Raw genomic sequence first — 21,781 nt, 5'->3', positions numbered from 1 at the left:
GCAGGAGGACGCCAAATGGCCACCAACCGGCCCGCCGGGGTCCTCTTCGATGTCGACGGCACCCTGGTCGACACCACCTACCTGCACACGGTGAGCTGGTGGGAGGCGTTACGCCAGACCGATCAGCCGGTGCCGATGGCGGTGGTGCACCGCTCGATCGGGATGGGGTCGGACAAACTCCTGGACCATCTCCTCGGCCCGGAGCGGGACCGCGACGCCGACTCGAAGCTGCGCGACGCGCACGACACCCTCTACGCCGAGTACTGGGAACGACTCACGCCGCTACCCCGGGCGGCCGACCTGTTGCGCGCCTGCGCCGAGTGGGGTTTGCGTGTCGTGCTGGCCACCTCCGCCTCGGAACCCGAGGTGGGCGCGCTTCGTCGGGCGCTGGGCGCCGACGACGTGATCGACACGATCACCTCCTCCGCGGACGCTGAGCAGAGCAAGCCGGCACCGGACATCCTGGTCGCCGCGTTGGAGCAGTCCGGCTTGACCGCCGAGCGGGTGGTCTTCGTCGGCGACTCGGTGTGGGACGTCGTCGCGGCCGGCAAGTTGAACATCCCGTGTGTGGGCCTGACCTGCGGTGGCACCAGCCGCGGCGAGCTCGCCGGCGCGGGCGCCGTGGCGGTGTACGACGACCCGGCCGCACTGTTGCACGAGTTGGCGGACTCGCCGCTCACCCGGCCCCGGTGAGGATCACTCGGGTCCACCGGCACCGACGCGCATAGCCGGAGCCCTTGCGGGGCAAGGACTGTCACCACCTGCCCGCGCCTCGCGGGTGCGGGCGGAAAGGTGGTGCCGTGGAGCCGGTAGATGTGGCGTTCGCACTGGTGGGCCTGGGCGCCCTGCTCGCGGGCATCCTGCCGAGGGTGCTGGAGCGCCGCCCGCTGTCCATGCCGATCGCCTTCCTCGCCCTCGGCATGCTGGTGTTCCTGCTGCCGGTCGGGCTGCCGTCGCCGGACCCCCTGGCCCACCCGGAGCTGGCCACCCACCTCACCGAGATCGGGGTGATCGTTGCGCTGATGGGCGCCGGGCTGAAGATCGACCGACCGTTGAGTTGGCGGCGGTGGTCGTCCACCTGGCGGCTGCTGGCGATCGCGATGCCCCTGTGCATCGCGGCGGTGGCCCTGCTCGGCTGGTGGTGGGCAGGGCTGGTGCCGGCCGCCGCGCTGCTGTTGGGTGCCGCGCTGGCGCCCACCGACCCGGTGCTCGCCGCCGACGTGCAGGTCGGCGAGCCGACCGACGTGGAGGATTCCGAGGACGAGGTCCGCTTCGCGTTGACCTCCGAAGCCGGCCTGAACGACGGGCTGGCGTTCCCGTTCGTCTACGCGGCCATCGCCATCGCCTCGACCAGCCTCGCCCCGAGCGACTGGTTGGCCGAGTGGTTCACAGTCGACGTGCTCTGGAAGATCGGCGTCGGCGTCGGCGGTGGCCTGCTCATCGGCTGGTTGCTCGGCAAGCTGTTCTTCCGCGCACCCAGCGAGCTGCGGCTGGCCCGGCACGCCGAGGGCTTCCTGGCGCTGGCCGCCACGTTCCTGGCGTACGGGCTGGTGGAGGTGGTCGGCGGGTACGGCTTCCTGGCGGTGTTCGTGGCCGCCCGGGCCATTCGGGCCGCCGAACGGACCCACGAGTTCCACTCGGTGCTGCACGACTTCGCCGAGCAGGTCGAACGGCTGCTCACCCTGGTGCTGTTGCTGCTGCTCGGCGGCGCGATAGTGGGTGGTCTGCTGGGCCCGCTGACCTGGCCGGCAGCCGCCGTCGGGCTGGCGCTGGTGTTCCTGGTGCGGCCGCTGATCGGCTGGCTGTCGTTGCGTGGCGCTCCCGGACGCCCGGCCGAACACTGGGTCATCTCGTTGTTCGGCATCCGCGGCGTCGGCTCGTTCTACTACCTCGCGTACGCCACCACCAAGGCCGACTTCCCGCAGGCCGAACTGCTCTGGGCGACCGTCGGGCTGGTGGTGCTCGTCTCCGTCGTGGTGCACGGCATCACGGCGACCCCGGTCATGCAACTGCTGGACCGGGAGGGAGAGCGAACCTCCGACCCGGCCGAGCGGGACGCCGACGCTCGCCCCGTCGCGGCAGCCGGGCACCCCTGAGCGGACGACCCGGGCCGAGCGGACCCGGCTGAGGGGGTGACTCAGGCCAGGCGGGCGGCCAGCGCACGGCCCAGGTCCCGGCCGGAGCGCCAGGCGCTCTGCACCCGGGGCTTGCCGAACGCGTCGCCGGCAAGGCCGATCCCGTCGGCGTCGAGGTGGTGGGTGGCGCCGCCGGCGTCGCTGGTCGGCTTCGCGTACGTCCAACGGTGCACGTGCACGTCGACGGCCGGCTCGGGCAGCCCGAGCAGGTCCCGGACGGCCTGTTCGATCGCCGGGCCGGCCCCGGTGGGTTGAGCCAGGTGCCCGGCCGCGAACTCCGGCACGGTGTGCGCGACCAGCACCGGCGCGCCGTCACCGCGCCGGTCGCCGTCGTCGCAGACGAGGTTGAGCACCGGGTGCTGGTTGACGAACGCGCCCCGGAAGTCCGGCCAGCGCCGCGTCGGGAAGCGCAGCACCGCGGCCAGCGACGGCGACCAGCGTTGCTCCTGTACGACCCGGGTGGCCTCGGTCAGGGCCGGGTCGAGCAGCAGGGCGGCCTGCGGACCCGGCATGGCCAGGGCGACCGCCGCGCACGACTGCCCGTCGACGACCGGGCCGGGTTCCACTGTGAGCACCAGCCGGTCGACGGTCACCGGTACCGCGCCGGCCAGGTGCTCGACCAACGAGCGCAGCCCACGGGGAGCCGCGTAACGCATCGGCCCGGACACCTCGTGGTTTCCACTCCGGTCGTACGCCAGGAAGGTGTCGGTCCATTCGTGGACCAGCCCGGCGGCGCGCCACTGCTCGACCAGTGCGGCGAAGTCCGGGTCGGTGGCGGTGAAGTAGGCGGCGCCGATGTCCGCGGGCCGGCCCTGGAAGCGTTTGCTGGCCATCCGGCCACCGCAGACGTGCCCCCGCTCCCGGACCTGCACCGGCACCCCGGCCCGGGTCAACTCGACCGCACAGGCCACCCCGGCTATGCCCGCCCCGACCACCACCACGCTCGACCGGTCCTCCGTCATCCGATGATCGTAGGTGGCGGCGTTCGGGCATGAACCACCGACGATCGGGGTACTGGCACACCTGTTCGAAAGAAAGGGTGATGATGATGACGGACCGCCGCACCGAGCAGGTCGACCAGAACGCCGACCAGAACGCCGCGATCAAGGACCCGGACGAGTGGGTCACCGGGGACGAGCCGCCGACCGCCGCTCAGGAGTCCTACCTGAGCACGCTGGCCCGGGAGGCCCACGCCGACCTCCCGGACGACCTGACGAAGGCCGAGGCGTCCAAGCGCATCGACGAACTCCAGGCCAGAACTGGCCGAGGCCAGTAACCCCGCACCCCACACCTCGACGCCGTTGCGTTGAAGGCCCGCGCCGATCTTGCGGTTTCTGTTGTCGGCCTGGGCTGGTATGCCCCTTGTGTCGGGACACAAAGTGCAAGATCGCGGAGCAGGGGCAGCCCGGTCCGCAGTGCCGGTTGACGACGGGGCGCGGGCCTGGTGAGGGCAATCAGGGGCGGGGCAGGGGGTGCAGCTTCACCTCGGTCAGGCTGCCTTCGTGCACCTTGGCGGTGAGGTAGGTGGCGTGGGGTTGGGAGCGGCGGTCGGTGGGTGACCCGGGGTTGAGCAGGCGTAGCCCACCGGGCGCCTCGGTGTCCCAGGGGATGTGCGAATGCCCGAACACCAGCAGGTCGACGTCGGGAAAGCGGGCCGCGCACCGCTTCTCCCGGCCGGTCCGGGGACCCGTCTCGTGCACCACGGCGACCCGCAGGCCGTCGAGTTCGACCCGGGCCACCTCCGGCAGCCGGGCGCGCAGCGCCGGGCCGTCGTTGTTGCCGTACACCCCGATCAGTTGGCGCGATCGCGCCGTCATGGCGTCGAGCAGGGCCTCGTCCACCCAGTCGCCGGCGTGCACCACCACGTCGGCCGCGTCGATGGCCGCCCAGAGGGGCCCGGGTAGGTCCCGGGCCCGCTTCGGTAGGTGGGTGTCCGCCGTGAGCACCAGCCGCATACCCGGCATTGTCCCCCGAGTCCCGGCCGCCCACCCGGGGGACGTGGGTGGACGGCCGGGCTCCGCCTCCGCCGCCCGGCCCCGTGCGAAATCGACGCTCGGGTACGGGTACCGAGCCGGTCAGGGGGCGGTCAGGGCAGGGTCCAGCGTTGCGCCCCGGTGCCGTTGCAGGTCCAGATCCGCAGTTGCCGTCCGTCGGTGAGATCCGAGTTGGGGATGTCGAGGCAACGCCCGGACTGGGGGTTGCGCAGGCTGCCGTCCGACTGGGCGGCCCACTGCTGGGCCCCGGTGCCGTTGCAGTCGTAGAGCTGTACGAGGGTGCCGTCGGTGGTGCCGCTCGCCTTCACGTCCAGGCACTTGGCGAGCCCCCGGACCGTGCCGTCGCCGGGCACGGTCCAGCGCTGGGCGGCGGTGCCGTTGCAGGTCCAGGTCTGCACCTTGGTGCCGTTCGCGGTCTGGCTGGAGGCGATGTCCGCGCACTTGCCGAGGGCCTTGACCTCACCGGTGCGCGCCCCACCGGTGCCGACGCCCGGGCCGGTGAAGGTGTAGCTGTCCACGTCCAGCAACGCCCCGCTGCCGCCGGTGACGACCAGGTACAGGTCGTGGGTGCCGTCGTCCGGCTTGGTCACCGTGGCGCTCAGCTCGGTGTAGTTGTCCCAGCCGCCGGTGTTCGGCACCGCGATCCGGGCGACCTCGGTGCCGGTCGGTGAGTCGTACCGGAAGGAGAGGGTGCCGCCGGGGCCGCCGGAGGAGACCCGGGCCCGGACGCCGGTGATCCCCTTGAGGCTCACCGCGTGGTGCCGGACGCTCTCGCCGCTCTGGACGTCACCCAGCCGCTTGCCACCCTCGGCCGCCGCCTGGTCGATCACCTTGGGGCCGTTGAGCTGGACGAAGTGCTCGGCCTGCCACTGTTTCGGGTAGAGGCTGATCTCCTGCTCACCGGTGAGCGCGACCGAACCGGTCGCGCCGCGATCGGTGTAGCTGCCCCGCAGGACGAAGAACAGCACCGAGTCGGGGCCGGCGTGCACTGGGCCGGTGTTGAAGGTCGCGCCGCAGCCGGTCCCCTCCCCCTCCTCGTGGGCGTGCTCCTGGTGGCCCAGCGCCGCCCGGACGACCACCGCCGAGCAGGCTGGCGTGCCGTCCTGCGGGTCACTGGCCGTGGCGCCCACCGTCAGGTCCTGCTCCCAGTCGAAGAGTCCACCGGCGGGCAGTCCGGTCAACGTGACGGTGGGCCGGTTGTTGCCGACCACCACCGACACCACTGTGGTGGCGCTGCGGCCGGTGCCGTCGTTGACGGTGAGCCGCGCGCTGTAGCTGCCGTTCGCGGAGTACGTGAAGGACGGGTTCGCCGCGGTCGAGTCGGTGCTGCCGTTGTTCGTGAAGTCCCACGCGTACGTCAGCGGGTCGCCGTCCGGGTCCGAGCTGCCGGCGCTGGAGAAGGTCACCGCGAGGGGTGCCAGGCCGTTGTCGCGGTTGACGGTGGCCTTGGCCACCGGCGACCGGCCACCCTGGACGTAATTGATTTTGTACAGACCGGCGTCGACCGCGCCGGAGAAGTAGCCGCTGCCGTACTCCAGCAGGTAGAGCGAGCCGTCCGGGCCGAACTGCCAGTCGATGGGGTGGACGAGTTGCATACCGGCGAGCACCGGCTCGATGACTGTCGGTGCCCCGGTGGAGGGGTTGCCGTTGTCGAACTGGACCTCCTTGATCCAGTTGCGGCAGTACTCAGAGATCAGCCACTTGTTGTCGTAGTAGGCCGGCCACTTCACGTCCGAGACGAGGTTCGGGTCGTAGTGGTAGACCTCGACGTGGTTGGGCGATCCGCACCCACCCGGGTTGTCCAGCGCCGGCCAGTCCTCACTGCCGCCGTGCTGCTCCCAGACGAGTGCCGGTCTGGTCGGCGGAAGCTGCTGGACGCCCGGGTTGCGGGGTGAGTTGTTCACCGGTCCGGTCGAGCCGCCGCAGGGGAACCAACCGCGCGGTGTGGCGGTGGCGAAGTCCCAGTCGTTGTAGGCGACGTTGGGGCCGCCACAGTACGGCCAGCCGTAGTTGCCGGGCCCGTTGGCCCGGTTGAACTCGTCGTAGGCCGCCGGGCCGCGGTTGGCGAGGTCGGTGCCGGCGTCGGGGCCGACCTCACCCCAGTAGAGGGTGTTGTTCGCCTTGCGGTCCACCCAGATCCGGTACGGGTTGCGCACACCCATCACGTAGATCTCCGGGCGCGTCAGGGCGGTGCCGGCGGCGAAGAGGTTGCCGGCGGGAACGGTGTAGCTGCCGTCGTTCTCCGGGTGGATCCGGTTGATCTTGCCGCGCAGGTCGTTCGTGTTGCCGGAGGTGCGCTGGGCGTCGTACTGGGCGTTGCGGTTCGTCCGCTCGTCGATCGGGGCCATCCCGGCGGAGTCGCCGCCGGAGTTGGTGTTGTCGCCGACGGCGAAGTACAGGTTGCCGGCGGTGTCCCAGCTCATCGAGCCGGCCGAGTGGCAGCAGAGATCGCGTTCGGTGGGCCACTCGATCAGCATGTCCTCGCTGCCCGGGTCGAGCAGCAGCGTGGACGGGTTGAAGGTGAACCGACTGATCCGGTTGACCAGTGGGGTGACCTTCGGCGAGTAGAAGAGGTAGACCCAGCGGTTGCTCGCGAAGCTCGGGTGCAGGGTGATGCCGATCAGGCCGTCCTCGAAGCGGGCGTCCAGCGCCAGGGTGAGGGCCACTGTGGTGGACCTGGTCGCCGGGTTGTAGAGGCGGACCTGACCACCGGCGCTGCTGGTGCCCCGGTTGATGTAGAAGACCTTGCCGTCGGGTGCCACGGCCAGTTCGATCGGTTCGCCCATGGACAGGCCGCCGTCCAGGGCGACCTTCTCGAAACCGGCGGTGGCGGGCGGAGCGAGGGCGGCGGCCTGGGCCGGGGACGCGGCGGCCGGCAGAACGCTTGCCTGCGGGACGAGACAGAGGGTGACCAGGACGGTGAGCAGTGTGGTGGCGCTGACGAGACGTCGGCGCGGTGTGCGGGACACGAGACCTCCAGCTGTCCGGGGGATCTCGGTGCCGCTCCCGCCGACTGGAGGAGCACCGCAGGGTGTCCCGGACATTAACGTCTTTCACTGGAAAGCGATAGAACTTCGCGTTGCCAGATAGAAAGTTGTCACGATCTCCGCGAAAGTCCGGTTCAGCGGTCCACCGGAGAGAAGTACGCCGGGGGCATCCCGCACTGACGCAGCGTCGGGTCCCGCTCGACGTCGGTCAGCACACCGGCGGCGTTGATCAGGCCGATGTGGGAGAACGCCTGCGGGAAGTTGCCCAGCTGCTCCCCGGTCAGCGGGTCGATCTGCTCGGCGAACAGGCCGAGGTCGTTGACCCGCTCCGCCAGCCCCCGGAACAACTCGTGCGCCCGGTCCCGCTCACCGGCCAACGCCAGGCAGCACACCAGCCAGAACGAGCAGATGAGAAAACCCGCCGGGTCACCGTCCCAGCGCCGCAGCAGGCCGTCGTGGGAGAGCCGCTGCTCTACCGCGCGGATCGTCGAGCGCATTCGCGGGTCGTCGGCCCGCAGGAACCCGACCAGCGGCATCACCAGCACCGAGGCGTCCAGGCCCTCGGATTCGAAACTTCCGGTGTACGACTGGAGCCGCTCGTTCCAGCCCCGCTCGAACACCTCCGCGCGCACCGCGTCGCGGGCGGCCGCCCAGCGGGCCACGTCCTGCGGCTCTCCGAGCCTGTCACCAAAGCGGACCGCCCGATCCAGGGCGACCCAGCACTGCACCTTCGAGGACACGTGGTGGTGCTGGACGCCGCGCTCCTCCCACATGCCCGCGTCGGGCAGCGCCCAGTCCCGCTCGGCCTGGTCGGCGAGCACCCGGAGCACGTGCTGCACCTCCGGGTCCAGCGGCTCCAGCTTGTCGCGCATCAACCAGGCGGCATCCATCGCCTCGCCGAAGATGTCGGTCTGCCGCTGCTGCCACGCGTCGTTGCCGATCACCACGGGTGGGCTGTCGCGGTAGCCGCCGAGCTGTTCCAGGCGGTGCTCGGTGAGGTCCCGCTCCCCCAGCACCCCGTACATGATGGGCACCGGCCTGTCGTCGATACGGCCCATCGCCCGGCCCAACCAGGCGAACTGCCGCTGCACCTCGTCCAGGCACGCCGTGCGCCACAGCGCCCGCAGGGTCAGGCTGAAGTCGCGCACCCAGACGTAGCGGTAGTCGTAGTTGCGGTCCCCGCCGAGTTTCTCCGGTAGCGAGGTGGTCACCGAGGCCACCACCGCTCCGCTGGGCCGGTACGTCATGCCCTGCACCACCAGCCGGCTGCGTCGCACCTGCTCGGGGTAGAGCCCGTCGTAGGGGTGTTCGGTCGACCAGGAACGCCAACCGGCGACGGTGTCGGCGATGGTTTGGTCGGCGTCCGGCACCTCCGGCAGCGGGGCGTCGTAGGTCGGGGCGTACCCGAGGGTGAAGTTGTGTTTCGTGCCGACGCGGACGGTGAACGTCCCGGTGGCCTCGCCGTCCATGGCGGTCAACCGCTCGCTGCAGCGCAGGGTGAGTCGGGCGGCACCGGCGATGGCCTCCAGCATGTCCTTCCGCTCGATCAGGTACGCGATGGTGCGGCCGTACTCGAAACGCGGCCGGTAGTGCACCCGCATCGGCACCGAACCGGACAGGCCCTGCACCGAACGGACCAGCACCTGCGGCGAGTGCAGACCGATGTCGTGACCGCGTGAGCCGGGCTCGAAGGCGAGCGCGTCGGTCAGCGCGACCTCCCCGTGCACGGTGTGGAAGACCGTCCGCAGCACCAGGGTGTCCTCAAGGTAGGAGCGCTCGACCCGGTAGTCGCCCTCGGGCTGGATGGACCAGTGCCCGGCGTTGTCGTCGAGCAGCCGCCCGAACACCGACGGGGCGTCGAAGCGGCCCGGGCACCACCAGTTGACCGAGCCCGAGGAGTCCACCAGCGCCGCGCTGCGGCCGTCGGCGAGGAAACCGTAGTCGCTGATCTGTCCGCTCTCCACCTGACTGGCTACCCGGGCAGTCGCCGCCCATTCCCTTCCCGCCCGGCGACGGACACCGCGTTACCGGTCGGCCTGGGCGGGAACCCGGGGAGCTGACGAGGGAGGATGCTCATGACGTCAGCTTCGGGGCCGACCGGCAACTGGCGGCCCGGCACACAGGGTGGCGACCTGCTTCCATCCGGACCGGCCGGCCGGCTGTCGACGCCGGGCGGGAACGGCCACGGGCCGGAGGGCGGGCCGCCGACCGTGACGATCGGCTCGTACCCGGACTATCCGACCGCACAGCGGGTCGTCGACTACCTGGCCGACAACCGCTTCCCGGTGGAGCACAGCGCCATCGTCGGCACCAACCTCACCCTGGTGGAGACGGTGCTCGGGCGAATGACCACCGGTCGAGCCGGGCTGCTCGGCGCCGGTACCGGCGCCTGGTTCGGGCTTTTCATCGGCCTGTTGTTCGGCATCTTCACTGTCGGCAACTGGCTGGCGGTGATCCTGGTCGGGCTGGTCATCGGCGCGATCTGGGGTGCCGTCTTCGGCGCGGTGGCGCACGCCATGACAGGCGGGCAGCGCGACTTCACCTCGGCCAGCTCACTGCGCGCCGGGCAGTACGCCGTGACCGTCGACGCGCAGCTCGCCGATCAGGCGCGACAGCTCCTCGGTCGGATGCAGATGCCCAGCTCGGCCACGAACGCCCGTTGAGCGACGGTCGATCGGCCGTCCCGGCACACACCGGGACGGCCGTTTCGTCGTTCAGTCGTGGTACGCCAGCTCGCCGGCCCGCAGCGGCACGTCGACCCGGTTCTCCGGCGGTGCCAGCGGGCAGGCCCAGCGGTCGTCGTACGCGCAGCTCGGGTTGTAGAGGTAGTTGGCGTCCAGCCGGACCCGGTCACCGGGCAGCACCTCGACGCCCCGGCCGAAGGTGCCCTTCACCGTGTCGGTGAGGTACCGCCCTCCCCCGTAGCTGTCCCGCCCGCAGGTGCCGTCGCGCAGCGGAACGAACAACCCGCCCCCGTACGCCTCGATCCACCACAGGGTCAGCGGCCCCCACGGCGTCTCGGCCACCGCGACCCGCCGGTACGCGACCACCCCGTCCGGGCCCCCGGTGTCGATGCGCAGCTCACCACTGGCGGAGCGCAGGGGCGCTTCGACAACGGCCTCGGGATTGGGCGGGAAGTAGCGCACCCCGGCGAAGTCGGGTCGCTCCGCCACCGGGATCGGGCTCTGCGGGTGGTTGGCGAAGAGTTCGTCGCGGCCGGCGCGGAAGCCGGCCAGGTCGACGTCGGACAGGTACAGCCGGGCCACCCGCTCCCGCCAGTCGGCCAACTCCAGATCATCCACGCCACCGAGCCTATGCCGTGGCTCGGCGGCAGCTCAGCGCGACGGCCAGTTGGTGAGGACGGCGTCGAGGGCGTCCAGGGTGCGCGACCAGGAGTCGTCGGCGGGGCGCGGGGTGTGCCGGAAGCCGCCGGTCTTCTCCAGGCTGACGAACCCGTGGAACGTGCTGTGCATCATCCGTACCGCGTCGGTCTGGTCCGGCTCGGAGAGCTGGTAGCCGCGCAGAATCGCCCGGGTCATCTCGGCGTGCCGGACGCCCGCGCTCGCGGCGGCCGTCTCCGGGTCGAGGTCGATCTGCATGGCCGCGTATCGGCCCGGGTGCTCTCGCGCGTAGTCGCGGTACGCGTTGGCGAACGCGACGAGCGCGTCCTTGCCGGCCCGGCCGGCGAGCGCGGCGGCGACCCGGTCGGCCAGCTCCGCCAGCGCCAGCAGGGCCATTCTGACCCGTAGTTCGTGCGCGTTCTTGAGGTGGAAGTACAGGCTGGCGTCCTTCACCCCGAAGTGGCGTGCGAGGGCGGCGACTGTGACGTTCTCCAGGCCCACCTCGTCGGCCAGCTCGGCAGCGGCCAGCGTCAGACGTTCGGCGGTCACCCCGGCACGTGCCATGCAGCACACTCCCAACCTATCCCCAATAATCACTTGCCTAGGAGAGCTAGGCTACTACCTATGTTGGTCCTGACCGAATCCGTCATCCGCGCGTCCTTCGTCAATTGCAGTCGAGGCGAGACGAAGCGGCTGACCGTACCCAACGATCTTGAAATGCGTCCGTGGGACGACCTCGACTTTCTCGGCTGGCGGGACCCGTCCGCGCCGCAGCGGGCCTACCTGGTCGCCGAGATCGACGGCAAGCTGGCCGGGGTGGTGCTGCGGGCCGCGACGCACCAGACGGGGCGCGTGCGGCACAGCATGTGCTCGTTCTGCCTGACCACGCACCTGGGCGGAGGCGTCTCGTTGATGACCGCCCCCAAGGCCGGCCCGAGCGGGCGGCAGGGCGACTCCGTGGGCACCTACCTGTGCTCCGACCTGGCCTGCTCGCTGTACCTGCGGGGCAAGAAGCACGCCGGGCCTCCCGCGCCCGAGCCGTTGCCCCTGCCGGAGAGGATCGACCGCGTCAGGAGCGCCCTCGCGACGTTCCTCCGCAAGGTCACCGAGTGACGGGTCGAGGCGAACGGCGCGGCCGGGGCCGAAGCGTGTTCGGACCCCGGCCCGCCTACGGTTAGCGGTCGGTGGCCAGGCGGGCGTGCAGGTGCTCGTCGTAGCGGCGGCCGTCGCCGTAGCGGTACGACTCGCGCAGGGTGCCCTCGGCCGGGTAGCCGGCGCGCTCGGCGACCCGGCAGGACGCCGGGTTGGCCACCGCGTGACACAACTCCACCCGGTGCAGCCCGAGATCCGCGAACGCCCACTCGGTGAGCCGGACGACGGCGCGCGCCGCCACCCGACGCCCCCGCGCCGCCGGCATCGTCCAGTAACCGATGGACGCGTCGCCGTCGCGGATATTGTGCAGCGACACCGAGCCGAGCAGCTCGCCGCCGGCCGCCGCGGTGACCGCCATCGAGGCGTGGCCGCCGGTGGACCAGTCAGCCCGGCGACGCACCCAGAGCAGCGCGACCTCGTCGTCGATCGGGCCGCCGCCCTGCGGGTTCCACTGGGCGATCGCCGGATCACGGAGGGCGTCACGCACCGCCGGGGCGTCCTCGTCCCGCCAGGGGCGCAGCAACAGGTCGGCGGCGGAGAGTTCCACGTGTTCCACGAGGCCGGAGTCTGGCACAACCTACGGCCTGGGCACCGCTCGTTTCACGCGGCTTTATTTCAAAGCTGCACGAACTGACGGTCAGCGCCCTTGGAAGTGACCCATACAACGCTCAAACGATGTTATTTAAATTTGAAGGAGTGCTACTGTCGTGGGCATGACCGAGAGCCTGGACAGCACCCGAGAGGCCGCCTGGCGCGCCTACATCGAGGCCAGCCAGCGTCTCTACACGCAGTTGGAAGAGGATCTGCGGGTCGCCAGCGATCTCAGCTTCTCCGACTACCACGTGCTGGTCCTGCTCTCCGAGGCACCCGGGCAGCGGCTACGGATGGGCGAGCTGGCCAGCCGGTTGATCTTCTCGCCCAGCCGCCTCACCTACCAGGTCTCCTCCATGCAGCGTCGTGGCCTGGTCAGCAAGGAGCCCTGCCCGGACGACCGGCGCGGCAGCGAGGCGGTCCTCACCGCCGCCGGGCTGCTCGCCCTGCGAGAAGCCGCACCCCACCATCTGGCGTCGGTGCGTACCCATCTCATGGACGACCTCGACGATGCCGAGGTCGCCTGCCTCACCCGGGTCTTCGACCGGCTCGGCGAGCGCCTGCGGGCATCGCGGGCCAGCTCGACCACCCCCGCCTCACGCTAGGAGCCTCGACATGCCCGCGATCACCGTCGACAACGTTCTCGTCCTTCCCCGCCTGCCCCAGCTCGACGAGGCCACCACGATCCGCCCGGTCCGCACGGTGACCACGGCGCCCAGCGGCTTCGAGGGCGAGGGCTTCCCGGTCCGTCGCGCCTTCGCCGGGGTGTCGACCACCGACCTGGACCCGTTCATCCACCTCGACCAGATGGGCGAGGTCGACTACGCGCCGGGCGAGCCCAAGGGCACCCCGTGGCACCCGCACCGCGGCTTCGAGACCGTCACGTACATCATCGACGGCGTCTTCGACCACCAGGACTCCAACGGCGGTGGCGGCACCATCACCGACGGCGACACCCAGTGGATGACGGCGGGCAGCGGCCTGCTGCACATCGAGGCGCCGCCGGAGCACCTGGTGGTGAGCGGCGGGCTCTTCCACGGCACCCAGCTGTGGGTCAACCTGCCCCGCTCGGCCAAGATGAACCCGCCCCGCTACCAGGACATCCGGGGTCGGGAGTCAGCGCTGCTCACCACGCCCGACGGCGGCGCGCTGATCCGGGTCATCGCCGGCGAGGTCGCCGGGCACCGCGGTCCGGGTTCGACCTTCACCCCGATCACCATCACGCACGTCACAGTGCAGCCGGGCGCGCAGGTCGACCTGCCCTGGCGGCCCGACTTCAACGCCCTGGTGTACGTGCTGGGCGGTCGCGGCACGGTCGGCACCGACCGGCGGCCGGTGCGTACCGGCCAGCTCGCTGTGCACGGCCCGGGTGACGCGCTGCGGTTCAGCGCCGACGCCTCACAGGACAGCAACACGCCGGCACTGGACCTCTACATCATGGGTGGTCAGCCGATCCGGGAGCCGGTGGCACAGTACGGCCCGTTCGTGATGAACACCCGGGACGAACTGCTCAAGGCGTTCGAGGACTTCCAGGCCGGCCGCCTCGGCGTGATCCCCACCGAGCGGATTCCGCACACCGGCGGCCAGGGCACCCGACCCTGACCACCGTCGACCGCTGAGGTCGGCGCCGACGCCTCCGGTTCAGCCCGGGGGCGTCGGCGCCACCTCAGGAGACCGCAAAGATCCCGGCAACGCCCAGAATCACCATCACCAACACCGCTACCAGCGCGCCCCGCTCGCTCTCCACCGCCGGCTCGCGGTTCTCGGTCACGGGATTCGTCGTATCGCGGGGCATGGTGTGGCCTCCTCGGCTGTTGTCGCGTCGCTGTCGATGGCGTTGGCCAGGTCACCGGGTCCGGGGCCTGACGTGCGGACCCGCGTCGGGGGTCCTACGGTGAGGACGTTGCCGACCTCCAGGAGGGCTGGACGGTGCCGTTGCAGGACTGGTTCCTCACTGCTGAGGAACGCGCCAACCCGGTGTCTGGCATACCCGCGTGGACCACGGGAAACCTCGCCGAGCCGTTGATTCACGGTGCGGCGTACTTCGACCGACTGGTCGACGAGGTCGAGGCCCTGGGCGCCGGCGACCACCTGTTCTTCACCGACTGGCGGGGTGACCCGGACCAGCGGCTGCGACCGGACGGTCCGACAGTGGCCCAGCTCTTCGCGCAGGCCGCACAGCGCGGTGTCGTGGTCAAGGGGTTGATCTGGCGCTCGCACCTCGACGTGCTGGCGTACAGCGAGGGGGAAAATCGCGACCTCAGCGAGACGATCTCGGCCGCCGGTGGCGAGGTACTGCTGGACCAACGGGTCCGGCGCGGCGGCTCGCACCACCAGAAGCTCGTGGTGCTGCGGCACCTGGGCGCACCCGAACGGGACGTCGCCTTCGCCGGCGGGATCGACCTGTGCCACAGCCGCCGCGACGACGCCGCGCACCACGGCGATCCGCAACCGGTGCAGATGTCCCCCCGGTACGGACCCAATCCGCCCTGGCACGACGTACAGCTCGCGGTGCGCGGTCCGGTGGTTGGCGCGTTGGACACCCTGTTCCGGGAACGCTGGACCGACCCGATGCCGCTGGACTCGGAGAACCCGATGGCCTACCTGCGGGACCGGCTGCGCGGCTCGGATCTGCGCCCCGACCCGCTACCCGAGCAACCGGCCGATCCGCCGCCCTGTGGTCCGCACCAGATCCAGGTGCTGCGCACCTACCCCGCCGTCCGTCCGCGCTACTCGTTCGCACCGGACGGGGAACGGACCGTGGCCCGGGGTTACACCAAGGCGGTACGCCGGGCCCGCCGGCTGATCTACCTGGAGGATCAGTACCTCTGGTCGACCGAGGTCGCGGACCTGTTCGCGCACGCGCTGCGGGACAACCCGGACCTGCACCTGGTCGCCGTCGTCCCCCGCCACCCGGACGTGGACGGCAAGCTGGTGTTGCCGCCGAACATGGTGGGGCGCGAGCAGGCGCTGTCACTGTGTGAGCGGGCCGCACCGGACCGGGTGCACGTGTTCGACGTGGAGAACCACGCCGGTGACCCGGTCTACGTGCACGCCAAGGTCTGTGTGGTCGACGACGTCTGGGCCAGCGTGGGCAGCGACAACTTCAACCGGCGGTCCTGGACGCACGACAGCGAGTTGTCCTGCGCGGTGCTCGACGAGACACCGGACCAGCGGGAGCCCACCGACCCGGCCGGGCGGGGTGACGGCGCGCGCAGCTTCGCCCGGGACCTGCGACTGCGGTTGTGGCGCGAGCACCTGGACCGTGACCCGGGCGGCGCGGACGACGCCGACCTGCTCGACCCGGCCGACGCCGTCGCGGCCGTCACGGCCGCCGCCGACGCGCTACAACGGTGGTACGACGACGGCCAGGTCGGCGAACGCCCACCGGGGCGACTGCGCCCGCACCGCCCCGAGCGGCTGCCGTGGTACACGCGGGCCTGGGCGCTGCCGGTGTACCGGCTGGTCTACGACCCCGACGGCAGGCCGCTGCGGGCGAGGCTGGCCGGCACCTGGTGAAACGGTCGGGCCGGCTCCGGCGCGGCCACCGCGTGCACGTGCAGCCCGCCCGGGTAGGCGAACGACGAGCGTGGTGAGTAGTAGCCGAAGCCGATGGTCAGTGGGTTGTCCGGGCGCAGCGCGTACATCGGGTGACCGGGCTGGAGGAACTCCACCGACTCGATCTCGAACGGGGCGACCGGCTCGGCGACGAACGGGTAGGTCGAGCTGACCAGCTGGCCGTCGCGCCGGGTGAAGTAGCGGTGGTGCCCGCTGCTGATCGCGTGCCCGGTCTCCCCCACCCGACACCGGGCCCGGAGCAACGGCGTGCCGTCGATCTCCGTCTCGGAGAGCAGGTCCTCGCCGTTCACGTCGATGTGGGTGCGCCCGGCGAGCACCGGGGCGCCGCGGGCGACGGCGTATTCACGGACCCGCCGGCTGGAGGCCACGTAGTGGGTCCACCAGCCGCCGGCGTTGAGACCGCCGGGCGCGTCGACGCCCAGCAGCGAGACGCCGAGGTAGGTCAGCGAGTATGCGCCGAAGCCGGAGGTCTGCGTCTCATCGTCGACGACGTACTGGTTGAGGAAGACCTGCCGGTCGGGGCGGGGGCAGAGCCCCGGAGGGACCAGGGCGGCGACCGCGTCGGGATCGGCCGGCAGCCAGCTGAAGTAGAGGGTGCGACTGTTCACGACAAGCTGGGGAGCGGCTGGATCGAGCACGGTGCCTCCGAACCGGGTGTGTACACGCGACGCTACGGCCGGTCCCGTCAACGGAACAACGACAGATAGTCGACACTCCTGGCGACTTGTCGGATTTCCTGTTGACCAATCGACGCGACCCGTGGGCCGATCGGCCGGACCGATCGACCGACCGGTCAGCGGTCGACAGCCGGAGCAACGGGTAAGGATCCTCACAAGCACCCTAACTTCCGCGCCATTTGCACGTTTTGTCTATAGACACACCTTAAGTACATCAACCTTTCGGCTAGATTTCCGGGAGACGATCAGGTTAAGGTGACTCCCGAACGGCCTATTGGAAGCTAAACCAAAGCGTCACACCTTTTTGTCCGCGGACGAGGTGCAGGGAGGACCACCCATGACCGCGCCAACGATCACCGAGCAGCCGAGTGCCGCCGTCAAGACCACCACCAAGCTCGACCCGCGCGCTCTCACCGACAGCGCTGCCGACCTGCTCAACGCGATGGCGGCGCTGCCCGCCAACCACCCGTCGCGCGCCGCGCTGCGGGACCGGGCGATCGAGGCCTGGCTGCCGCTCGCCAACCACCTGGCCCACCGCTACAGCGGGCGCGGCGAGCCGAACGACGACCTGGCGCAGACCGCCGCGATCGGCCTGATCAAGGCCATCGACAAGTTCGACCCCGAGCGCGGTGTCGACTTCGCCGGTTACGCGATCCCCACCATCATCGGCGAGCTCAAGCGGCACTTCCGGGACCGCACCTGGGACATCCGGGTGCCCCGCCGGCTCCAGGAGCTGCGGCTGGCCATCTCCGACGCCAACAGCTCGCTCCTGCAGACCCTCGGCCGCTCGCCGACGGTCGCCGACATCGCGGCGCACCTCAAGCTCACCGAGGAAGAGGTGCTGGAAGGCCTGGAAGGTGCCCGCGCGTACAACGCGGTGTCGCTGTCCACCCCGACCGGTGACGGCGAGCGCGCCACCGAGCTGGGCGACATGCTCGGCGGCGAGGACACCGAGTTCGAGCTGGCGGAGCTGCGGGTCGCCCTCGGCCCGGCGCTGGCCACCCTCGACGAGCGCGAGCAGAAGATCCTCACGCTGCGCTTCTACGGCAACCTGACCCAGTCGCAGATCGCCGACCAGATCGGTGTCTCGCAGATGCACGTCTCGCGGCTGCTGACCCGGGCCCTGACCAAGCTGCGCGGCCAGCTCGACGGCACGTACTGACCGGTTGACGAGTGGAGGGCCGGGTCCCAGGACCCGGCCCTCCGCCTTGTCCGCGCTGTCACGTGAGCGTGACAGCGCAACCACAGGGCGTGCTGGTCACGTCGACCTGACCAACTCGGTGCCCGACCGGCTCAGTGCCCGACCGGCTCCCGCCACATCGGCCAGAACGGCGTGCCGTCGGGCACCCGGAACGGCTCGCCGGCCAGATAGCCGTGCTTCGCGTACAGGTCCCGGCTGCGCGGGCTGCTCGCCTCCAGGTACGCCGGCATCCCGTTGGCGTCCAGCCAGGCGTGGTGGTGACGCATCAGCGCGCTCCCCAACCCCTGCCCCTGCCGGTCGGGCCGGGTCGCCAGGAAGGCGAGGTGGTGGTGGTCCGGATGCGGGTGGTGCGCCGCGAACAGCTCGTCGAGGTGCTGGAACCGGTCGGTCCACTCGCCGCAGGCCGCGGCCAGTCGGGCGTCGTACTCCGCCGGCGGCGGCGCCGGCTCACCGACCGACGGAAACCAGACCGCCACCGAGGCCCGGTCCTCGGTGGCGTGGACCATGCCGTGCCGCATCGCGTGCTCGACCAGGATCTCGAAGTCCCCGGCCAGCACGGCCTCCCGCTTGCTCGCGTCGGGGACCAGCCAGTACGTCACTTCCAAGACGGTGAACGCCTCGGCGATCCGGGCCGCCACGAGAGACGTCTCCTCCGGCCCGAGCCGCTCGATGACCAGGCTCATCGGGTCACCTCCACAGCGGCCGGCGCCTCCGGCCTGGTGACGGCGGCGGCGCTCGCCGCGCCCAGGCCGATCCGGGCGTACGTGTCCGGGCGGCTGCTGCGCAGCAGCAGGGCCCACCCGATGCCCAGCAGGGCAGCCACCGGGTACGCGGCGGGCAGCGCCCACCGCAGCGGGGAGTCCGGCGCGACACCGAGCAGGTTGGCGAAGTTCGACACGGCCAACCAGATGATCACGAAGAGCGCGATGGTGGCCAGGCCGGGCGCGATGGCCCGTCGCCAGAGGTTCTCGCCGCTGGCGGAGCGGGCGAAGTAGGCGATCACCGCCACCGAGGTGGTGGCGATCAGCAACAGGACGCCGAAGCCACCTGTGGTGCCGACCCAGAAGAACAGCTGCACCACCGGCTCCCAGCCGTTGACCGCGTACAGCGCGATGACGAGCAGCCCGAGGACGCTCTGCGCCACCGAGGCGGCCCGCGGCGCCCCGGTCCGGGCCGAGGTCTTCCCGAACACCGCCGGCAGCACCCGCTCCCGACCGAGCGCGAACGTGTACCGGGCCGTGGTGTTGTGGAACGAGATCATCGCGGCCAGCACCGAGGTCAGGAAGAGCACCTGCCCGATGGTGACCATCGTGTCGCCGAGCTGCGCGCCGGCCAGGTTGAAGATCAGCTCGACGCCCTGCGCGCCGGCCTCGGCCACGATCCTGTCCTGCCCGACGGCGACCGTCATGGTCCAGGACGACAGCGCGTACAGCCCTGCGATGATTGCCACCGAGAGGTAGGTGGCCAGCGGCACCGTCCGCTTCGGGTCCTTGCTCTCCTCGCTGAAGACCACCGCCGACTCGAAGCCGACGAAGCCGAGGACGGCCAGCACCAGCACCGCGCCGAGGCCCGACACGAAGAGGTTGTCCGGCGAGAACGAGGCGAAGCTGACCTGACCGTCGGCCGGGTTGCCCAGCTGCCCCAGGTCGAAGACGAGGACCACCACGACCTCGGCGACCAGCAACGCGGCCAGGACCATGCCGTTGAGGTCGACCCGGAGCAGGCCGAGCACGCCGACCAACGCCCACGCCACCAGGGCCACCACGGCCCAGTGGGGGTGTCCGCCGAAGAGCCGGTCGAGCACCGGCTGGGCCGCCGCACCGATGGTGCCGTACAGCCCGACCTGGAGCGCGTTGTACGCGATCAGCGCGACCCAGGCCGCGCCGACGCCGGCCGGCCGGCCGAGCCCTCGGGAGATGTAGGCGTAGAAGGCGCCCGCGTTCTCCACCCGGCGGGACATCGCCACGTAGCCCACCGAGAAGAGGGCGAGGACCGCGGCGATCAGCAGGAAGGCCAGCGGGATTCCGGTCACCCCGATGACGCCGTAGCCGGTGGTGACGACGCCTGCCACCACTGTCAACGGCGCGGCGGCGGAGAGGACGAAGAAGATGACCGACGGGATGCCGAGGCGACCTCGGGCCAGGGCTTCGGAGACGTTGCTGGGTCGTTCGACTGTCGATGTCGGGGGCATACGACTACTCCGATCGTCGAGGGGAGGGTTGGGGTTACCGGAGGGGGATCAGGGGATGCCGCGCAGCACTGCGGCGCCGACGGCGGCCTCGGTGTGCCCGACGAGTTCCTTGAGCGGGGCCGGCAGCGCGGGGATGAGGACGTTCAGCCGGTGGTGCGCCCGAGGGCCGGCGCTCCACAGCACCTCGCGGGTCAGCCCGGCGGCCACGACCAGGCCGAGCAGCAGGGCGTCCGGCACGCCCGGTGGTTCCGGCCGGTCCAGCAGGGCCCGGAGGCGGGTGGCCGGCCAGGCCACCGCGTTGAGGTCGATCGGCAGGTAGCTGACCGTGGTACGCAGCAGTCGGCGGCTCTCCTGGCGGCGCAGCACCCCGGCGCGGGCGAGCCGTTCTCCCACCGACGCCGTGGCGCTCTGCGCCAGGAAACTCAGCCAGGTGCGCAACTCCCGGTGTTGGGACTCGCCGATCAGCTGGTCCAGCACCGTGTGCGCCAGGGCGTCGGCTGGCGGACGCCTGTCGATGACGGTGACCTGGCCGGCCGCCACAGTGATGTGTCCGTAGAGGATCAGTTCGCCGAGGAGCCCGCCGGCCAGCCCCAGCCCGGTCGCCGCCGGGTGCAGTTTCGCCTTACCACGACTGTCGTTGTGGGCGATCAGGAAAAACTCGTCGGCGATGAGCAACGATCCTCCCGACAGGCGTGTCCACAGTGTTCGCAACCGGGAAAGGATGCACCGACAGCTACTGCAACGCAACTCCCAGATTTGAAAGTTGCACTCCGTGCATCTGCGACCTGCGGATCTTGTCGTGGCAGACTCGGACGGTGACCGCCACCCCCACCGTCCGACCCGCCGCCAGCCCGACCGTGCGGCGTCGCCGCATCGCCCGGGAGCTCCGCCAGCTCCGGGAACGCGCGGGCATGACCCTCGATGTGGCCGCCCGTCAGCTCGACATGTCGAAGAGCAACCTCTCCCGGATCGAGACCGCGCAGATCGGCATCAAACCCCGCGACGTCCGGGCCGCTCTCGCGCTGTACCAGGTGACCGGTTCGGATGCCGAGGCACTGATCGAGATCGCCCGGGGGGCACAGCAGCGCGGCTGGTGGCAGAACTACAGCGACGTGCTCCCCGAGTGGTTCGAGTTCTACGTCGGGCTGGAGGCCGAGGCGGCGGCGCTGCGCACGTACGAGGCCGAGTCGGTGCCCGGACTGTTGCAGACCGAGGCGTACGCCCGGGAGATCTTCCGGTGCACCGCAGGCGAGGACGGTCTGGAGCGCAAGGTCGCCGCCCGGCTGCGCCGGCAGGAGGTGCTGCGCCGCGAGGACCCTGTCGTTCTGTCGGTGATCCTCAACGAGGCGGTGCTCCTGCGCCCGGTCGGCGGCACCGCGGTGATGGCCGAGCAACTGGTCCACATGAGCCGGATCGCGCAGCTACCCAACGTGACAATCCAGGTACTGCCCTTCGCTGCTGGCGGGCATCCCGCGATGAGCACCCCGTACGTGATCCTCAACTTCGCCGATGCCGCCGACGCGTCAGTGGTTTACCTGGATAACCTCACGATGGGGCTGGCTCTGGAAGAAGCCGATCATGTGCTCGGGTATAGCCTTCTGCACGAGGAGCTGTGCCGGATGGCGCTCGATCCGACGGCGTCGTTGACCCGTCTTGAGCATGCTTCTCGTAACTTTGCGTGACCGCTTCTGCGGCACGCCGACGCAGACGAGAGGTACCGCGGATGACGGCGTACGACCTGACCCGAGCGGACTGGCGCACCAGCACGCGCAGCAGCGGCAACGGCAACTGCGTGGAGGTCGCGACAGTCGCGGGTCAGGTCGCCGTCCGGGACAGCAAGGACCGCTCCGGCCCGGTGCTCGCCTTCGGCGCGACGGCCTGGCGGGCCTTCGTGCTCGGCGTCGGCGAGGTCCGTCGCTCCTGACGCACCCGT

22 protein-coding genes are annotated in these 21,781 nt (G+C 70.8%); 11 read left to right on the top strand and 11 right to left on the bottom strand.

Going from position 1 to position 21,781, the window contains the following annotated elements:
- Positions 1-15: 15 nt before the first annotated feature.
- Positions 16-693, top strand: a complete 678-nt coding sequence (locus ACGF3C_RS12845; RefSeq protein ID WP_357224685.1) for an HAD family hydrolase — start codon at positions 16-18, stop codon at positions 691-693.
- A gap of 107 nt (positions 694-800) precedes the next feature.
- On the top strand, positions 801-2,096 hold the full coding sequence (locus ACGF3C_RS12840; protein ID WP_357224689.1) for a cation:proton antiporter: 1,296 nt from the start codon (positions 801-803) through the stop codon (positions 2,094-2,096).
- 41 nt (positions 2,097-2,137) lie between these two features.
- Here ACGF3C_RS12840 and ACGF3C_RS12835 read toward each other — a convergent pair whose 3' ends face one another.
- On the bottom strand, positions 2,138-3,076 hold the full coding sequence (locus tag ACGF3C_RS12835; protein ID WP_357224703.1) for an FAD-dependent oxidoreductase: 939 nt from the start codon (positions 3,074-3,076) through the stop codon (positions 2,138-2,140).
- A gap of 104 nt (positions 3,077-3,180) precedes the next feature.
- Here ACGF3C_RS12835 and ACGF3C_RS12830 point away from each other — a divergent pair, with 104 nt between their 5' ends.
- The gene (locus tag ACGF3C_RS12830; RefSeq protein WP_357224707.1) at positions 3,181-3,411 is read left to right on the top strand and encodes a DUF3072 domain-containing protein; all 231 of its coding nucleotides are present in this window, start codon (positions 3,181-3,183) and stop codon (positions 3,409-3,411) included.
- A 178-nt stretch (positions 3,412-3,589) separates the two neighbouring features.
- On the opposite strand, the gene ACGF3C_RS12825 is transcribed toward ACGF3C_RS12830, so the two are convergent.
- The 3 genes from ACGF3C_RS12825 to ACGF3C_RS12815 form a co-directional block, all read right to left on the bottom strand.
- Positions 3,590-4,090 (bottom strand): metallophosphoesterase, encoded by a 501-nt coding sequence (locus ACGF3C_RS12825; RefSeq protein WP_357224693.1) that lies wholly within the window; start codon positions 4,088-4,090, stop codon positions 3,590-3,592.
- A 131-nt stretch (positions 4,091-4,221) separates the two neighbouring features.
- Positions 4,222-7,098 (bottom strand): ricin-type beta-trefoil lectin domain protein, encoded by a 2,877-nt coding sequence (locus ACGF3C_RS12820; RefSeq protein WP_393221555.1) that lies wholly within the window; start codon positions 7,096-7,098, stop codon positions 4,222-4,224.
- A gap of 152 nt (positions 7,099-7,250) precedes the next feature.
- Positions 7,251-9,080 (bottom strand): glycoside hydrolase family 15 protein, encoded by a 1,830-nt coding sequence (locus tag ACGF3C_RS12815; RefSeq protein ID WP_393221552.1) that lies wholly within the window; start codon positions 9,078-9,080, stop codon positions 7,251-7,253.
- 111 nt (positions 9,081-9,191) lie between these two features.
- Here ACGF3C_RS12815 and ACGF3C_RS12810 point away from each other — a divergent pair, with 111 nt between their 5' ends.
- Complete coding sequence (locus ACGF3C_RS12810; protein WP_357229104.1) at positions 9,192-9,779, top strand: general stress protein; 588 nt, start codon at positions 9,192-9,194, stop codon at positions 9,777-9,779.
- A gap of 51 nt (positions 9,780-9,830) precedes the next feature.
- Here the strand turns inward: ACGF3C_RS12810 and ACGF3C_RS12805 are convergent, their stop codons facing one another.
- A complete protein-coding gene (locus ACGF3C_RS12805; RefSeq protein ID WP_357229106.1) occupies positions 9,831-10,418 on the bottom strand; it encodes a DUF1684 domain-containing protein in 588 nt (195 codons plus the stop codon).
- 33 nt (positions 10,419-10,451) lie between these two features.
- Positions 10,452-11,021: a WHG domain-containing protein gene (locus tag ACGF3C_RS12800; protein WP_357229109.1), complete on the bottom strand. Its 570-nt coding sequence runs from the start codon at positions 11,019-11,021 to the stop codon at positions 10,452-10,454.
- 60 nt (positions 11,022-11,081) lie between these two features.
- On the opposite strand from ACGF3C_RS12800, the gene ACGF3C_RS12795 reads away from it, so the two are divergent.
- Positions 11,082-11,570 (top strand): FBP domain-containing protein, encoded by a 489-nt coding sequence (locus ACGF3C_RS12795; protein ID WP_357229112.1) that lies wholly within the window; start codon positions 11,082-11,084, stop codon positions 11,568-11,570.
- Between the two features lie 61 nt (positions 11,571-11,631).
- On the opposite strand, the gene ACGF3C_RS12790 is transcribed toward ACGF3C_RS12795, so the two are convergent.
- Entirely contained in the window at positions 11,632-12,165 is a 534-nt protein-coding gene (locus ACGF3C_RS12790; protein ID WP_357229115.1) for a GNAT family protein, read from the bottom strand.
- A 157-nt stretch (positions 12,166-12,322) separates the two neighbouring features.
- On the opposite strand from ACGF3C_RS12790, the gene ACGF3C_RS12785 reads away from it, so the two are divergent.
- From ACGF3C_RS12785 to ACGF3C_RS12775, 3 genes are all read left to right on the top strand, one after another.
- Positions 12,323-12,805, top strand: coding sequence for a MarR family transcriptional regulator (locus tag ACGF3C_RS12785; protein WP_357204714.1), 483 nt, complete (start codon positions 12,323-12,325; stop codon positions 12,803-12,805).
- 10 nt (positions 12,806-12,815) lie between these two features.
- On the top strand, positions 12,816-13,802 hold the full coding sequence (locus ACGF3C_RS12780; RefSeq protein WP_357229118.1) for a pirin family protein: 987 nt from the start codon (positions 12,816-12,818) through the stop codon (positions 13,800-13,802).
- Positions 13,803-14,129: 327 nt separating this feature from the next.
- Complete coding sequence (locus tag ACGF3C_RS12775; protein WP_357229120.1) at positions 14,130-15,719, top strand: phospholipase D-like domain-containing protein; 1,590 nt, start codon at positions 14,130-14,132, stop codon at positions 15,717-15,719.
- On the opposite strand, the gene ACGF3C_RS12770 is transcribed toward ACGF3C_RS12775, so the two are convergent.
- Positions 15,668-16,417, bottom strand: coding sequence for a hypothetical protein (locus ACGF3C_RS12770; RefSeq protein ID WP_357229123.1), 750 nt, complete (start codon positions 16,415-16,417; stop codon positions 15,668-15,670). The genes ACGF3C_RS12775 and ACGF3C_RS12770 overlap by 52 nt on opposite strands.
- 376 nt (positions 16,418-16,793) lie before the next feature.
- Between ACGF3C_RS12770 and ACGF3C_RS12765 the strand changes: the two genes are divergently transcribed.
- A complete protein-coding gene (locus ACGF3C_RS12765) occupies positions 16,794-17,618 on the top strand; it encodes a SigB/SigF/SigG family RNA polymerase sigma factor (RefSeq protein WP_355007199.1) in 825 nt (274 codons plus the stop codon).
- A gap of 131 nt (positions 17,619-17,749) precedes the next feature.
- On the opposite strand, the gene ACGF3C_RS12760 is transcribed toward ACGF3C_RS12765, so the two are convergent.
- The 3 genes from ACGF3C_RS12760 to ACGF3C_RS12750 are packed head-to-tail and all read right to left on the bottom strand — an operon-like array spanning position 17,750 to position 20,523.
- Positions 17,750-18,340: a GNAT family N-acetyltransferase gene (locus ACGF3C_RS12760; protein ID WP_357233046.1), complete on the bottom strand. Its 591-nt coding sequence runs from the start codon at positions 18,338-18,340 to the stop codon at positions 17,750-17,752.
- Positions 18,337-19,848 (bottom strand): APC family permease, encoded by a 1,512-nt coding sequence (locus ACGF3C_RS12755; protein ID WP_393221543.1) that lies wholly within the window; start codon positions 19,846-19,848, stop codon positions 18,337-18,339. Before ACGF3C_RS12755 ends, ACGF3C_RS12760 begins: the two co-directional genes overlap by 4 nt.
- A 48-nt stretch (positions 19,849-19,896) precedes the next feature.
- Positions 19,897-20,523 carry a GPP34 family phosphoprotein gene (locus ACGF3C_RS12750; RefSeq protein ID WP_357233050.1) on the bottom strand — a complete coding sequence of 209 codons (627 nt, stop codon included), beginning with the start codon at positions 20,521-20,523 and terminating at the stop codon, positions 19,897-19,899.
- A gap of 182 nt (positions 20,524-20,705) precedes the next feature.
- Between ACGF3C_RS12750 and ACGF3C_RS12745 the strand changes: the two genes are divergently transcribed.
- Positions 20,706-21,530, top strand: a complete 825-nt coding sequence (locus tag ACGF3C_RS12745) for a helix-turn-helix domain-containing protein (RefSeq protein ID WP_393221926.1) — start codon at positions 20,706-20,708, stop codon at positions 21,528-21,530.
- 41 nt (positions 21,531-21,571) lie between these two features.
- The gene (locus ACGF3C_RS12740; RefSeq protein ID WP_355007195.1) at positions 21,572-21,772 is read left to right on the top strand and encodes a DUF397 domain-containing protein; all 201 of its coding nucleotides are present in this window, start codon (positions 21,572-21,574) and stop codon (positions 21,770-21,772) included.
- Positions 21,773-21,781 lie beyond the last annotated feature (9 nt).

The sequence above is a fragment of the Micromonospora sp. NPDC047762 genome (assembly GCF_043204655.1).
GTDB lineage: Bacteria > Actinomycetota > Actinomycetes > Mycobacteriales > Micromonosporaceae > Micromonospora.
This window is presented reverse-complemented; position numbering and strand designations above follow the sequence as displayed.